Raw genomic sequence first — 12969 nt, 5'->3', positions numbered from 1 at the left:
TCCGTCAGCCCCGTGGGCTGTCGGGTACGCAAAGAAGATCGCCGGGAATGAAGCTCAGGCCGGCGGCGTCCATGGCCATGCTCAAGGCGCCCCACAGCGGCGCGTCATGGGTGAAGTGGGCGGCGACAATCTCCGGGGGGAAGGGCACCACCTGGCCGATCAGTTGTTTCAGCGCCGGTGCCAGGGTCGAAGCCTGGTGAAACAGCCCGCCACCGATGGCGATACGCTCGACATCGAGGGCCACGGCCAGATTGCTGACCTGCACGGCCATGCCGGCGATGCGCCGCTCCAGGACCTGGCGAACCGTCAGGTCACGGCTGGCAAACAGGTCGAGGGCGCGGTGGCCCTGCCCGAGCATTTCCGTGGCCAGGCGGGTCAGCGCAGCGCCCGAGAAAAACTCTTCCAGTGGCGCGGCACCCTGCGCGTGGGTCCGCCACAGCCCGGGGTACATCGGGTCGAGAAAGGGCTCCATCATGTAGCCGATTTCCATGGCCGCGCCGTTCTGTCCGCGAATCAAACGGCCATTGGCGATGGCCGCCGCCGCGAGGCCGGTGCCCAGATTGAGGTAGATGGCGTTGTCGACCCCCGCCAGCGCGCCCCAACGGGCCTCGGCCAGGGCGCCGGCCTTGACATCGTTGTCGAGCAGCACGGCCTGGGTGTCCAGGCCTTCGCCCAGCAGCAACGGCAGGTCGAGGTCTTCGAAGCCCGGTGTGTTCGGTGCCATCAGCAAGCGGCGACCGCGCACCACCCCGGGGAACACCGCGGCCACGCTGGCCACCCGCGAATTGCCAAAGTCGCCGACGCAGGCGCGGGCCGCCGTGAGGATGCGCTCGAAGGCTGGCACGCCGCGGGCACCGTCGGCATGGGTGGTCAGCCTGCGGGTACTCAGGTGCTGGCTGACCGGGTCGTAGCAGGCGATCTGGGTCTTGGTGCCGCCGACGTCGATCGCCAGCAGCACACCTTGGGTGGGCGCCGTGGCGTCCGGGTTATTCAGCGGTTCGTGCGTCATGGGTATCGCTTGTCTTGTTGAACGGCCAGAGTTGTTGCACCCGCGCCCAGAACAGGTAGGCCACGCAACCGGCCGCGACCCATACCAGCGACCACTGGATCGGGTAGGCGCCGGGGGCGTTGTGGTTGGACGCCAGGTAAATGTAGACCCAGCCGAGCAGGGCGATCACCGCCGGCACCGGGTACAGCCACATGGTGTAGGGGCGGCTCAGGTGCGGCTTGGTCTTGCGCAGTACGAACAGCGAAATGATCTGCGCCACCGACTGCACCAGGATCATCACCGTGGTCAGCAACTGGATCAGGGTGGTGAGGTCGGTCAGGCGCCCGATCATGAAGCCGCCGGAGGTCAGCACGCCCATGCTCAGGATGCCGTAGACCGGGAAGTCGTGCTTGGGGTGGGTGACGCTGAACGCGTTGAAGAACACCTTGTCCTTTGCTGCCTCGAACGGCACCCGCGAACCGCCGAGCAGGCCGGCGAACACCGAGGCCACGGCAGTGATCAGGATCAGCACGGTGACCACGGCCGCGGCGGTATCGCCCCAGGTTTCACTGAGCAGCACCGAGGCCACGGAGTTATAGGCCGCCGACTTCTGGTCGAGCATGCGGTGCCAGTCCACCACGCCGAGCACACCCACCTGCATCAACAGGTAGACCACCAGCATGCCGAGCACCGACCAGATGATCGACTTGGGAATCACCCGGCCCGGTTGTTCGACTTCCCCGGCCAGGTAGGCCGAAGTGTTGTAGCCCAGGTAGTCGTAGATGCCGATGGTCAGGCCTCCGGCCATGCCGAGCCAGAAACTGCTGTCGCCGAGGTTGAAGGCCCCTTCGGGAAAGCTGAAGGCCAGCTCCGGGTGGAAGTGCGAAAAAGCCGCGGCGATCAGCGCCGCGATGCTCGCCAGCATGATCACCCAGAGCACGATGCTCAGGCGGGCGATGGATTCGATCTTGCGCCAGAGCATCACGATGATCAGCCAGATCAGCACCAGGCCGATAAGGTCGCCGGTGGTCTGGCTCATGTCCGGCCAGAACCAGGTCAGGTACTGCACGAAGCCGATGATCCCGGTGGACATGATCAGCGGGATAAACAGCATCGCGGTCCATACGAACAGGAACGGCAACAGCTTGCCGGTGCGTTTGCCAAAGGCTTCGCGCAGGTAGACGTAGGTGCCGCCGGCGCCGGGTAGCGAAGCACCGAGTTCGGCCCAGACCAGGCCGTCGCACAGGGCCAGCAGCGCGCCGAGAATCCAGCCCAGGTATGCCTGCGGGCCGCCCATGATGACGATCATGGTGGGAATGGTGATGAACGGGCCGACGCCGCACATCTGGCTCATGTTGATGGCCGTGGCGGGAAACAGGCCGATCTTGCGTTTGCTGCCGGACGAGCCCTGCCCGGGGGGAGTGGATGTGCTCATGCTGTGACGTCCTTTTGCGCGAGTGATAGACGGTGGCGGGCAGGTCGCTAAGGTGCTGCGTGCCGGCGCCGACTTGCATCGACTCGGTGTTGTTATTGTTATGGGTTCTGGGACGCCCTGAGGCACTGCGGCGACCTGGGAATAGAAAAGCACGCCATGAGTATTAATTCAACTTGATTTAATTAATTGGCAGCGCCGATCATCCGCCCATGAAAAGTCTTCAGAACACCCGCACGGTGACCACCGGCACCAACGCTGAACACGCCCGCCTGCACAATCGCCGGGTGATCCTCGAAGCCATTCGCCTGGGCGGGCGCCTGACCCGTGCCGACCTGACGCGGCTGACCTCGCTGACGGCGCAAACGGTGTCGAACATCGTCGCCGAGTTGCAGGAGGAGGGGATGCTGCTGGTGCACGCGGCCGAGAAGATCGGTCGTGGCCAGCCGCCGGTGCCGCTGTCGATCAACCCCGAGGGTGGCTTCTCCTTGGGATTTCACGTGGCGCAGCACTCGATCATCGGCGTGATGCTCGATCTGTTGGGCAATACCCGCGCCCAGGTCACCCTGGCGGTGAACTACCCCAGTTTCGATGAAGCGTTGCCGCTGATCCTCGAGACGGTAACGTCGTTTCGCGGGCATTTGCCCCACGGACGTTTCCTCGGCGTGGGCGTGGCGTTGCCGGGGCCATTCAGTGTCGAGGGCATGACCGCGGTGGGCCCGACCGCGATGTCCGGTTGGGACGAGCCCGATATTGCCTTGCGCCTGCAACAGGCGGTTGGTCTTCCGGTCCTTTTGGAAAACGATGCCACGGCGGCGACCATGGGCGAGCGCCTGCACGGCATTGCCAGCGACCTGCAGCACTTCGTCCACCTGTTTATCGGCAGCGGCCTGGGGGCCGGCCTGTACCTGGGCAACCGCTTGTATTCCGGGCACTGGCACAACGCCGGGGAAATCGGCCACATGACCGTGGTGCCGGGTGGCAAGGTCTGTCATTGCGGCAACCACGGTTGCCTGGAGCGCTACATCTCCATCGCTGCCCTGCTTGAGCATCTGGGCCAGCGTGCCGACCAGGACATCGGTGCCTGGGACATGAGCGAGCCGCGCTTTGCCGCCGGTGTCCAGGCCTGGCTCGACGAGGCGGTGCCGGCCCTGCGCCAGGCGATCAATATCCTCGAGTCGCTGCTCGATCCGCAGACCATCCTGATCAGTGGTTTCTTGCCGCCCGCGATCATGAATCGCCTGGTGGAGGGGCTGGAACCGTTGAGCCGTTCCATCAGCAGTCGTCGCGACCGCGAGTACCCACGTCTTCAACTCGGCACCGCCGGACACGACGCCGTGGCGCTGGGGGCAGCGGCCTTGATGATCCTGGCGGAAATCAGTCCGGATTATGAGGCCTTGCTCAAGCCGGAATAAGCGCGGCCAGGGCAATGAACGGCTCCCGGGCCGCTTGGTGGGAGCACCTCAGGCCTGGCGCCAGCTCACCGCGTCGATGCCGAATTTCTCGGCCATGGGTTTGCTGGTTTTCTTCACCCGTTCTCGACCGAACTTGCCGATGCGGCCCACGCCGGCATCACAACTGGCCCAGTGCCAGGCCTCGGCATTGTCCATGTGCTCCAAGCGGATCACGAAGGACTTGGGAATGCCATTAAGGGTGTAGTCGATAACGAAAAGCTTTGCGGTGCTCATAAACCTGAGAATCCTCCTTGGGATACGTCCTTGTCGTTCTAAAGTGATCCCCGGGAGCGGGAAAAATTCAGTCGAATTGTCCGCGGGCTGCTCGCCGGAAATAACCCGGGGTCCTCCTTCAGAAAAAACCACCCTAGCCGATGGCAATGACAGCTTACCCGCGCTTTCATTTGCCCATCGGTGCCCCCATGTTTAACAACCGCTTGAAGCAGGAGCTCTCGGCTCTTCGCGAAGAACTCTCCAGCGTCCAGCAAGTCAAGGATAGCCTGGAGCAGGAAATGCTCGTGCTGACCCTGGACCCCGACGGTCGCATCGAATCGGCCAACCAGAATTTCATCCAGGAAATGCTCTACCCGAGCAGCTCGCTGGTGGGACACAGCCTGGATGAGTTCGTGCCGGACTACCTCAAGCATTCGGACTTTCACCAGCGCTTCAAGAATGCCTTGAACCGGGGCGAGCATTTCAGCGGTGCGCTGCGTTTGTTGCGCGGTAATGGCCAGGAAGCCTGGCTGCGTTCGATCCTGCAACCGATTCGCGATTCCCAGGGGCGAATCCGCCATTTTTCGATTTACTCCAACGATCTGACCCGTACCATCGAATCGTCCCGCGAGCACGAAAACCTGATCGGCGCGCTGTTGCGTTCCACCGCGGTGATCGAGTTCAACCTGGCCGGTGAAGTGCTTACCGCCAACGACCGCTTCCTCAATGCCATGGGTTACAGCCTGGCGCAGATCCAGGGCAAGCATCACCGTGTCTTCTGCGAGCCGGGGGAATACAACAGTGCTGAATACCAGGCCTTCTGGAAGCGCCTGAACGCCGGGGAGTTCGTCGCCGGTCGCTTCAAGCGGGTCGACAGCCATGGCCGCGAAGTCTGGCTGGAGGCGTCCTATAACCCGGTACTCGATGCCAACGAAAAGCTCTACAAAGTGGTCAAGTTCGCCACCGTGATCACCGCCCAGGTGGACCAGGAAAAGGCCGTGGCCGAGGCCGCGAACATTGCCTACAGCACTTCGTTGCAGACCGACAGCACCGCCCAGCGCGGGACCACCGTGGTGACCCAGGCGGTGGAAGTGATGCGCGACCTGGCCGCGCACATGCAAACCGCCAGCGATGGCATCGAAGCCTTGAATGCGCAGTCCCAGGTGATCGGCACCATCGTCAAGACCATCAGCGGGATTGCCGAGCAGACCAACCTGCTGGCGCTCAACGCGGCCATCGAGGCGGCGCGCGCGGGTGAGCAGGGCCGTGGGTTCGCGGTGGTGGCCGACGAAGTGCGGCAGTTGGCTTCGCGCACCAGCCAGGCCACGGACGAGATCGTCGGCGTGGTCCGGCAGAACCAGGACATGGCGCGGGATGCGGTGTCGCTGATGAACAGCGGCAAGACCCAGGCCGAGGAAGGTCTTGCGCTGGCGGCGGAGGCGGGTACGGTGATCGTCGAGATCCAGGACGGCGCGCAGAAGGTGGTCAATGCGGTCGGGCAGTTCGCCAACCAGCTGACTAGTTGAGCGCCACTACCATATCCACCTCGACCGAGGCGTTTTTCGGCAGTTGATACACCCCGACCGAGGTGCGCGTATGCACCCCGGCCTCGCCGAATACCGAATACAGCACCTCGGACGCCCCGTCGGCGACTTCACTCTGTTGAGTGAAGTCCGCCGCGCTCTGCACATACACATTGATGCGCAGGACTTTCCGGATCCGTCCCAGGTCGCCGTCGAGCAGTTGGCGCAAAATCGCCAGGGCCCGCATGGTGCTGATCTGCGCCCCGTGCCGCGCCCGCTCCAGCGTGGTTTCGGCGCCCACTCGGCCGGTCACCATCACGGTATTATCGACGCGCGGAATCTGCCCGCTGACATACACTTCAAGATCGTTCTGCACCGCCGGTACGTAATTGCCGCCGATCTTCATTTCACCGTCGAAGCTGTAGCCGAGTTCCCGGGCGATGGCATCAAACGAGGCGTTTCTGGTGTCTGACATGGTCCAGCTCCTGATAAGTGATGTTCAGTGCATATGGGCTAAGCGCGATTCGGCCTATGCAAGGCGTTACTACGGCGTTTGCGCAGGGTTGGGGAAAATAGCGAAAAGTGCAATGTCGTCGGTTACACTTCGATAATGTCAAAAAAACATCATGCAGTTTTGACCTTTACCCGACTCTACAACAGCGTGTTGACCCGACTGCTGGTGTTGGCGCTGTGCATTGTCGTGTCTGGCGCTATCGTGCGCTATTACGTATTGACCCATTTCCTGCGCGAGGACCTGAGCGCCGTCGTGGAAGGCCAGCAACTGGCGTTGGCGACTTATGTCGCACACGATGTCGACAGCAAGATTGTTCGACGCCGGCTCTTGATCGAGCGCCTTGCGGCCAGCGTGCCCCTCGACTTGTTGGCACAACCTGAACAACTGCGCGGCTGGCTGAAGGAGCGTTCTCCCTACCAGGCGTTGATCTCGACCGATGTCTTCATCGTCGACGCCCATGGCAAGCGGGTGGCAGGCGATTCCAATCAGGAAACTTCGCCCGATAGCAACTATGCGGATCGTGATTATGTTCAAGCCGGGTTGGCCGGCAAGCCCTTTATCGGCCGGCCGATCGAGGGCCGCTCGAACGCGGAGCCGATGCTGCCGATCTCCGCGCCGATCAGGAATGCAGCGGGCGAGGTGCAGGGCGTCATCGTTGGCATGATGGCGCTCTCCGCCCCCGGTTTTCTTGATTCCTTGTTGCAGAGCCGCGGGGGAACCACAACGGGCGAGTTCCAACTGGTTTTTCCGGAAAGTCGCCTGCAGGTCGAATCTTCCGCGCAGGGGATCGGCTTCAAGCCGGTATCGCGGCCGGGCCTCAATGCCCTGCTGGACCAGGCCATGGCGGGTTTTCGCGGTACCGGGATCACGCTCAACGCCGAGGGCAAGGAAGAGGTCCGCGCCATGGTTTCCGTCCCCAGCACGGGCTGGTTCATTGTTGCCAGCCTGCCGGGCCACGAGGCCTTTTCAACCGTTGAGCGAACCCAGCGTTTCTTGATCAGGGGGGCCATCTCCTCGATTTTTCTGTTCGGCACGATCTGCTCCATCGTGTTGTATTTTGTCTTTCGTCCGCTGTTCCATGCCGCTGCCCAGGCGGACTGCATGACCCGTGACGAACTGCCGCATGCGCCCTTGCCGGTGGTGCGCAACGATGAAGTCGGTCATTTGATCTCGGCGTTCAATCGCTTGTTGTTCAAGCTCAACGAGAAGCAGGCCGAGCTCGAGAAGATCGCCCATCACGACACGCTGACGGGCTTGCCCAACCGGCATCACCTCTCTGGCCGCCTGCGCCAGGTGTTGGCCCAGGCCCAGCGCAAAGGCACGCAGGTCGGCTTGTTGTTCATGGACCTCGATGGCTTCAAACGAATCAATGACACCCTCGGGCACGACGCCGGTGACGAGGTCCTGCGTCAGGTGGCGAAGCGCTTTGGCGCGGTGGTGCGGCTGAGCGATACCCTGGCGCGCATCGGTGGTGACGAGTTCGTGATCCTGTTGAGCGATCTTGGGACCGATGCCGAAGACACCGTGAGTACCGTGGCCACCAAATGCATCGCGGCGCTGAGTACGCCCTTTCTCGTTGCCGGTACGGTTTGCCAGGTGGGGGTCTCGATCGGTATCGCCCTGGGCAATGGCGAGAGTTCCGCCGATGCGTTGCTGCTGGCCGCGGATCGGGTCATGTACCAGGCCAAGAAAACCGGGCGTGGTCGTTATATGACGCAGAAGCTCTGAGGTCGCCGTCGCTTCAGTCGCAAGCGTCGCGGGCGCAACAAAGGTAAACTCCGTGCTTTCCCAAAGGAGTTCCCATGAGTCACTACCAGCCCGGCATCCTTGCCAAGCCTGTGCCCTTGCAGGCACGCCACCTGTTCTTTGCCCTTGAATCCGCCGAAGCATTGCCGGCTGCACTCGACAATCTTGCCCGGCTGGTGGACGTAAAGCACACCGTGGTCGGTTTTGGCGAGTCGCTGGTGCAGGCGCTGGCTGGTCATGTCCAGGGGCTGCGGGCCTTTCCTGTCATCACTGGCGTGGGGGTGGATAATCCGTCGACCCAGCATGCCCTGTGGTGCTGGTTGCACGGCGACGACCGTGGCGACTTGCTGCACCGCAGCCGCGCGCTGGAGCAGGCGCTGGCGCCGGCCCTGAAGCTGGTGCAGATGACCGAGGCCTTCCGTCACAAGAGCGGCCACGACCTGACCGGTTATGAAGACGGCACCGAGAACCCGGTGGACGAGGCCGCGGTGGCGGCGGGGATCGCCGCGGACGGTGGCAGCTTTGCCGCCATCCAGCAGTGGCAGCATGACCTGGACGGTTTCGCCGCGCTGCCAGCCCATGAGCAGGACAACATCATGGGGCGGCGCAAAAGCGACAATGAAGAACTGGACGACGCACCGGAGTCCGCCCACGTCAAACGTACCGCCCAGGAGGGCTTTGCCCCGGAGGCCTTCGTGGTGCGCCGCTCGATGCCGTGGGCGAACGAGCAGGGCGCCGGCCTGATGTTCCTGGCGTTCGGCCATTCCTTCGACGCCTTCGAGGCGCAATTGCGGCGCATGAGCGGTTTGGACGATGGCATCGTCGACGGCTTGTATCGCTTCAGCCGGCCGATTACCGGCGGCTATTACTGGTGCCCGCCGTTGCGCGAAGGGCGCCTGGACCTGAGTGTGCTGAACGCCGCTTGAGTCTCTGTCCCGCCTGACCCGCGCCCGATGCCAGCCATCGGGCGTTTTCATGAGGGCGCCTGGAAGCCGGTAGTCCTATCCGATCTCGACCTGGTTTGAAATTGATCTAAGCCGATGGTCGGCCGCTACTAGACTTTAAGGCGCATGCGCTGCGAAGTGAAACCAACCCCCACTCATCCGCGCAGCTCGCTCGCCATCCAGAGATCCGCCGCTGCCTGTCGAATGAAATCAGGCGGTAGCCCCGCCTGAAGGATGAGACTCGGGCTCCAGTGGAGCCAGGGAGTGTCCATCATGATCTCCATTCGTGCTCTTTTGCTCTGTACCTTGCCGGGTCTTGTGCTGTTGGGCGTGTCGCCGACGGTTCGGGCGGCCGGTGAGAGTGAACCGATCAACCAGGAGGCGGTGCAGTTATCGCCTCAAACCCAGAACGGCGTGTCTTACCTGGTGGGAGGCATCGGCCAGGATGAGACCCAGGCCTTGCAGCAAACCCGTGGTTACAACCTGCACATTGTTGCGACGGTGGGGCCCAAGGGCGAGTACGTGCCTGATGCGGACATCACGATCAACAAGGCTGGCGGGGAGTCGGTACTGTCGCTGACCCAGGTCGGGCCGATGCTGTACGTCAAGTTGCCCGCAGGCAAATACGAGATTGTCAGCCATCGCAATGGTCGTGAGAACCGGCAGAGTATTGTCCTGAATGGCGAGGCCGGCCAGACAGTGAATGTGAACTGGCGCGACGAACAATAAGTCTCCCGCATGGGCGATGTGTTCAAAAAATCACAAATCAGGGGATGCCAAACCAGTGCCTTGCGAATAGTCTGCGCACAAAGGGAATCCCCCTGGAACACAGATTTGGACACGAGGTCGGAAGATGGGCAAGTTGCGAGTCGGGATTATTTTCGGTGGGTTGGGAGCGGAACACGAGGTGTCGTTGCAATCGGCGCGCAATGTGGTCGATGCACTGGACCGCGAGCGTTTCGAGCCGATCCTGATCGGGATCGACAAGCAGGGCCGCTGGCACCTCAACGACAGCTCCAACTACCTGATCAATGCCGAAAACCCGGCGCTTATCGCCTTGAACCAATCCAATCGCGAACTGGCCGTGGTGCCCGGCAAGTCCAGCCAGCAGTTGGTGGACACCAGCAGCCAGGCGCTGCTGGAGCAGGTCGATGTGATCTTCCCCATCGTCCACGGTACCCTCGGTGAAGACGGTTGCCTGCAAGGTTTGCTGCGCATGACCGATCTGCCCTTTGTCGGCTCCGATGTGCTCGGTTCGGCCGTGTGCATGGACAAGGACGTGAGCAAGCGTCTGTTGCGCGATGCCGGGTTGGCGGTGACACCCTTTATCACCGTGAACCGGGCCACCGCCGCGCGGCTCGGGTTTGAGGCCGCGCAGGCGAAGCTGGGCCTGCCGCTGTTCATCAAACCGGCGAACCAGGGTTCGTCGGTGGGCGTGAGCAAGGTCGAGACCGCCGAGGAGTATCAGGCCGCCTTGGCCCTGGCGCTGGGCTTTGATGAAAAGGTCCTGATCGAATCGGCGGTCAGCGGACGGGAGATCGAATGCGCGATCCTCGGCAACGACCAGCCGATTGCCAGCGGTTGCGGCGAGATCGTCGTGCGCAGCGGCTTCTATTCCTACGACAGCAAATACATTGATGAGCAGGCCGCCGAAGTGCTGGTGCCGGCGGCGATCAGCGAACTGGACAGCGAACGCATTCGCGCGCACGCCATCGAGGCCTTCCAGGTGCTGGGCTGCGCCGGGTTGGCGCGGGTCGATGTGTTTCTCACCCCTGATGGCGAGGTGCTGATCAACGAGGTCAATTCGTTGCCCGGTTTTACCCGCATCAGCATGTACCCCAAGCTCTGGCAGGCGGCGGGGATGAGCTATGGCGAGCTGGTGAGTCGCCTGATCGAACTGGCGCTGGAGCGACATGCGACGCGCAAGCGTCTGAAGAACAGTCGTTAAAAGGCCCGAAGCGGCTTCGACCGCTCCAGGCCTGGTAAACGCTGTCTGGTTTCAGGCTCAGGATCTGGAGGGGGCGAGATGGTCCAGGTCCGGCCGATGCCAGGGGTCAATGTGTGTCATCAGGTTCAGGACCCGATGACGCAGCATGACGTTTTCACGGGCGGCCACGGCAATCGCATGCCCTTCTTCAACGGATATCGAGGCCTCGACTTCGATGTGCGCATCGACCGTGAGCATGTCGCCCATCTTGCGTGTGCGTACATCGTGCACGCCCTTGATGCCAGGGGTTTCCAGGAGCGTGGTGCGAATGGATGCCACCTCTTCTTCATCGGCGGCGCTGTCCATCAGGTCATTCAGGGCGTTCCAGCCGAACGACCAACCCATCCTGGCAATCATGCCACCGACTACCAGCGCGGCAATCGGGTCAAGAATCGGGTAGCCCGCCAGGTTGCCGACAATACCGACCCCCACCACCAGCGACGAGGCCGCATCCGAGCGTGCATGCCAGGCATTGGCAACCAGCAGGCTCGACTTCACCTTCTTCGCCACCGCGAGCATGTAGCGAAACAGCAGCTCCTTGGTCACCAGCGCGGCGCCCGCCACCCACAGCGCGGTGATATGCACCTTCTGGATGGATTCCGGGGTTTGCAACTTGAGCACGGCCGAACCGATCATGCCGATGCCCACGGCCAGCAGCAGTAGCCCGAGGATCATCGAGGCGGCGGTTTCAAAGCGCAGGTGTCCATAGGGATGGCCTTCGTCGGCGTCCTGCTTGCTTTTATGACCGGCGAACAACACCACGAAGTCGGCAATCAAATCCGACAGGGAATGAATACCGTCGGCGATCAGGCCTTGGGATTTCGACAGGATACCGACGATGATCTGAATGCAGGACAACGCCAGATTGACGCCGACACTGACCCAGGTACAACGGGACGCCGCTGTCGCACGTTCGGCAGGACTGTAGCGTTCGTCCTCGTGTTCGGCGGAGAACTTTTCATCGCTCATTGGAAACTTCTTCCCTTATTTGCAAATGACTCTCAGCCCGCGACAGTCAAGGCTTTCCGGCTAACCAGGTGCGGGTTTTGAGGTGATTGGCAATCATTGGCGTTCGCCTTGAAACAGGCGTGATCAAGGAATAAAGCATACTTAAAAGTTTAAGGGATATATAGGCTATTTAAATAATCAGGGCGATTGAAAATTTGTTTCGTGTGCAGTTCGCTTATGTTCTTAAATGCGAATCTTAATGTTTAATCGTGTCGTGTTTGAAGGTACTCGCACTGACGCCAATCAGCCTGTATCCGGCTATCGGAAGATGACTGTTAAAAGAGAAGGGGGAGCGTGGCTCCCCCGGGCGATGTATGGAATCAGTTGGTGGCGACCCGATCGGTTTCACCGGTGGTCACCAAGGCTTTGAGCGAGGCATCGAACTGCTTCAGGGCGTTGACCTGCAAATCGCGTTGCTGATTGATTTGCGCGGCAATCTCCGGCGCGGCCTTGCCATGGACCCAGACCGAAGGCAGTTCCTTGCCACCGAAGCCTTCGGCCTTGCCGATGTACTGCAGGTTCGCGTCGTAGAACGTGGCGACGAAACGCGCTTCGAACTGGCTATTACGTTTGGTCACCAGGCGGCTGTAGGTGTCGAGCATCACCACCACATCAGGACGGGCCTTTACCAGCGCATCAAGGTTGTCGTAGACGGTTACCGAGGCGAACTGTTTCTGCAACGAGCCCATGAGCCAGTCGATGGCCAGCTTCGGATCGGAGCTGTTGACGAACGCGTCGCTGATGCGTGGGTCCAGGGCTGCATTCTTCGCGCCGCTCAGTGCAACGCTGTGGTAGCGCTCAAGGTACTGCAGGGTGCTGACGGTGTTTTCACTGTAAAGCACCCCCACCGATTGGGCGTGCTTCAGGCTGGCGGCGCTGTCGGCCACCGGGAGGAAATGGCAGGATTGGTCGTCGGCCGCATAGGCAGGAGCGGTGGCGAGGAAACCGCCGGTCAATACGGCGACAAGAGCCAGCAAGGTAGAAATTCTCATCGCGCGTTTTCCTTCTGAAGTCGGTTCGGCATGACGCTATCCTCCTCCTTTGACAGAAAAACAGAACTTGCATTCCTTGATGGTTACTATCAATTGAACGAATGATAGGCGGCCGTGCTTTGTAGTGTAGCCGCCAATGGGGCGACGTATTGAATGCGCCACCCCAAT

Annotated in this window: 12 protein-coding genes; 6 read left to right on the top strand and 6 right to left on the bottom strand. The window is 61.7% G+C overall.

Annotated features, from left to right (window positions below; all coding sequences use genetic code 11):
• Nucleotides 1-4: 4 nt before the first annotated feature.
• On the bottom strand, nucleotides 5-1009 hold the full coding sequence (locus tag CWE01_RS20375; protein WP_100942340.1) for an ROK family protein: 1005 nt from the start codon (nucleotides 1007-1009) through the stop codon (nucleotides 5-7).
• The gene (locus CWE01_RS20370) at nucleotides 987-2423 is read right to left on the bottom strand and encodes an APC family permease (RefSeq protein WP_100942339.1); all 1437 of its coding nucleotides are present in this window, start codon (nucleotides 2421-2423) and stop codon (nucleotides 987-989) included. Before CWE01_RS20370 ends, CWE01_RS20375 begins: the two co-directional genes overlap by 23 nt.
• 209 nt (nucleotides 2424-2632) lie before the next feature.
• Between CWE01_RS20370 and CWE01_RS20365 the strand changes: the two genes are divergently transcribed.
• Nucleotides 2633-3835 carry an ROK family transcriptional regulator gene (locus CWE01_RS20365; protein WP_100942338.1) on the top strand — a complete coding sequence of 401 codons (1203 nt, stop codon included), beginning with the start codon at nucleotides 2633-2635 and terminating at the stop codon, nucleotides 3833-3835.
• A 48-nt stretch (nucleotides 3836-3883) separates the two neighbouring features.
• Here the strand turns inward: CWE01_RS20365 and CWE01_RS20360 are convergent, their stop codons facing one another.
• Nucleotides 3884-4108 (bottom strand): DUF6555 family protein, encoded by a 225-nt coding sequence (locus tag CWE01_RS20360; RefSeq protein ID WP_100942337.1) that lies wholly within the window; start codon nucleotides 4106-4108, stop codon nucleotides 3884-3886.
• A gap of 188 nt (nucleotides 4109-4296) precedes the next feature.
• Between CWE01_RS20360 and CWE01_RS34075 the strand changes: the two genes are divergently transcribed.
• Complete coding sequence (locus tag CWE01_RS34075) at nucleotides 4297-5613, top strand: PAS domain-containing methyl-accepting chemotaxis protein (protein ID WP_100942363.1); 1317 nt, start codon at nucleotides 4297-4299, stop codon at nucleotides 5611-5613.
• Here CWE01_RS34075 and CWE01_RS20350 read toward each other — a convergent pair.
• Complete coding sequence (locus CWE01_RS20350) at nucleotides 5606-6085, bottom strand: RidA family protein (protein WP_100942336.1); 480 nt, start codon at nucleotides 6083-6085, stop codon at nucleotides 5606-5608. The two genes, CWE01_RS34075 and CWE01_RS20350, sit on opposite strands and share 8 nt — an antisense overlap.
• A 159-nt stretch (nucleotides 6086-6244) precedes the next feature.
• Here CWE01_RS20350 and CWE01_RS20345 point away from each other — a divergent pair, with 159 nt between their 5' ends.
• From CWE01_RS20345 to ddlA, 4 genes are all read left to right on the top strand, one after another.
• A complete protein-coding gene (locus CWE01_RS20345) occupies nucleotides 6245-7852 on the top strand; it encodes a diguanylate cyclase domain-containing protein (RefSeq protein WP_256579389.1) in 1608 nt (535 codons plus the stop codon).
• A 74-nt stretch (nucleotides 7853-7926) separates the two neighbouring features.
• The gene (locus tag CWE01_RS20340; protein ID WP_100942334.1) at nucleotides 7927-8796 is read left to right on the top strand and encodes a Dyp-type peroxidase; all 870 of its coding nucleotides are present in this window, start codon (nucleotides 7927-7929) and stop codon (nucleotides 8794-8796) included.
• A gap of 291 nt (nucleotides 8797-9087) precedes the next feature.
• Nucleotides 9088-9543 carry a hypothetical protein gene (locus tag CWE01_RS20335; RefSeq protein WP_100942333.1) on the top strand — a complete coding sequence of 152 codons (456 nt, stop codon included), beginning with the start codon at nucleotides 9088-9090 and terminating at the stop codon, nucleotides 9541-9543.
• A 124-nt stretch (nucleotides 9544-9667) separates the two neighbouring features.
• Nucleotides 9668-10762: a D-alanine--D-alanine ligase gene (gene ddlA / locus CWE01_RS20330; RefSeq protein WP_100942332.1), complete on the top strand. Its 1095-nt coding sequence runs from the start codon at nucleotides 9668-9670 to the stop codon at nucleotides 10760-10762.
• Nucleotides 10763-10819: 57 nt separating this feature from the next.
• On the opposite strand, the gene CWE01_RS20325 is transcribed toward ddlA, so the two are convergent.
• Together CWE01_RS20325 and CWE01_RS20320 are read right to left on the bottom strand one after the other, a co-directional pair.
• The gene (locus tag CWE01_RS20325; protein ID WP_100942331.1) at nucleotides 10820-11770 is read right to left on the bottom strand and encodes a cation diffusion facilitator family transporter; all 951 of its coding nucleotides are present in this window, start codon (nucleotides 11768-11770) and stop codon (nucleotides 10820-10822) included.
• A gap of 359 nt (nucleotides 11771-12129) precedes the next feature.
• Entirely contained in the window at nucleotides 12130-12801 is a 672-nt protein-coding gene (locus tag CWE01_RS20320) for an ATPase (RefSeq protein WP_100942330.1), read from the bottom strand.
• Between the last annotated feature and the right edge of the window lie 168 nt (nucleotides 12802-12969).

Source organism: Pseudomonas sp. QS1027, assembly GCF_002814235.1.
Lineage (GTDB): Bacteria > Pseudomonadota > Gammaproteobacteria > Pseudomonadales > Pseudomonadaceae > Aquipseudomonas.
The sequence above is the reverse complement of the archived record's forward strand: the minus strand, read 5'-3'. Positions and strand labels throughout refer to the sequence as shown.

Coding starts and splice junctions, on each gene's coding strand:
- CWE01_RS20375 (WP_100942340.1), bottom strand. CDS start 1,009: ATGACGCACGAACCGCTGAATAACCCGGACGCCACGGCGCCCACCCAA.
- CWE01_RS20370 (WP_100942339.1), bottom strand. CDS start 2,423: ATGAGCACATCCACTCCCCCCGGGCAGGGCTCGTCCGGCAGCAAACGC.
- CWE01_RS20365 (WP_100942338.1), top strand. CDS start 2,633: ATGAAAAGTCTTCAGAACACCCGCACGGTGACCACCGGCACCAACGCT.
- CWE01_RS20360 (WP_100942337.1), bottom strand. CDS start 4,108: ATGAGCACCGCAAAGCTTTTCGTTATCGACTACACCCTTAATGGCATT.
- CWE01_RS34075 (WP_100942363.1), top strand. CDS start 4,297: ATGTTTAACAACCGCTTGAAGCAGGAGCTCTCGGCTCTTCGCGAAGAA.
- CWE01_RS20350 (WP_100942336.1), bottom strand. CDS start 6,085: ATGTCAGACACCAGAAACGCCTCGTTTGATGCCATCGCCCGGGAACTC.
- CWE01_RS20340 (WP_100942334.1), top strand. CDS start 7,927: ATGAGTCACTACCAGCCCGGCATCCTTGCCAAGCCTGTGCCCTTGCAG.
- CWE01_RS20335 (WP_100942333.1), top strand. CDS start 9,088: ATGATCTCCATTCGTGCTCTTTTGCTCTGTACCTTGCCGGGTCTTGTG.
- ddlA (WP_100942332.1), top strand. CDS start 9,668: ATGGGCAAGTTGCGAGTCGGGATTATTTTCGGTGGGTTGGGAGCGGAA.
- CWE01_RS20325 (WP_100942331.1), bottom strand. CDS start 11,770: ATGAGCGATGAAAAGTTCTCCGCCGAACACGAGGACGAACGCTACAGT.
- CWE01_RS20320 (WP_100942330.1), bottom strand. CDS start 12,801: ATGAGAATTTCTACCTTGCTGGCTCTTGTCGCCGTATTGACCGGCGGT.